We start from the raw sequence: 361 nt of genomic DNA, 5'->3' as shown, positions 1-361 counted from the left end.
ATTTGCCTGGCGGCTTTAGCGCGGTGGTCCCACCTGACCCCATGCCGAACTCAGAAGTGAAACGCCGTAGCGCCGATGGTAGTGTGGGGCCTCCCCATGCGAGAGTAGGGAACTGCCAGGCATCAAATTAAAGTGTGCTGATATGGCTCAGTTGGTAGAGCGCACCCTTGGTAAGGGTGAGGTCCCCAGTTCGACTCTGGGTATCAGCACCAGTTTTAAAGCGTGAGTTCGGTAAATAACAGAATTTGCCTGGCGGCTTTAGCGCGGTGGTCCCACCTGACCCCATGCCGAACTCAGAAGTGAAACGCCGTAGCGCCGATGGTAGTGTGGGGTCTCCCCATGCGAGAGTAGGGAACTGCCA

Annotated in this window: 1 tRNA gene and 2 rRNA genes; all 3 read left to right on the top strand. The window is 56.8% G+C overall.

The annotated features are described in order from the left end of the window. Positions 1-5: 5 nt before the first annotated feature. Positions 6-121: ribosomal RNA gene (rrf, locus tag F3J37_RS27950) — 5S ribosomal RNA — on the top strand. A 15-nt stretch (positions 122-136) separates the two neighbouring features. Further along, positions 137-212 (top strand) — tRNA-Thr (locus tag F3J37_RS27945). Between the two features lie 36 nt (positions 213-248). Next, positions 249-361, top strand: a 5S ribosomal RNA gene (rrf, locus tag F3J37_RS27940); the annotation flags it as partial.

The sequence above is a fragment of the Candidatus Pantoea communis genome (assembly GCF_011752685.1).
Lineage (GTDB): Bacteria > Pseudomonadota > Gammaproteobacteria > Enterobacterales > Enterobacteriaceae > Pantoea > Pantoea communis.
Note: the sequence above shows the minus strand (reverse complement) of the source record. Positions and strands in the feature narration are given on the sequence as shown.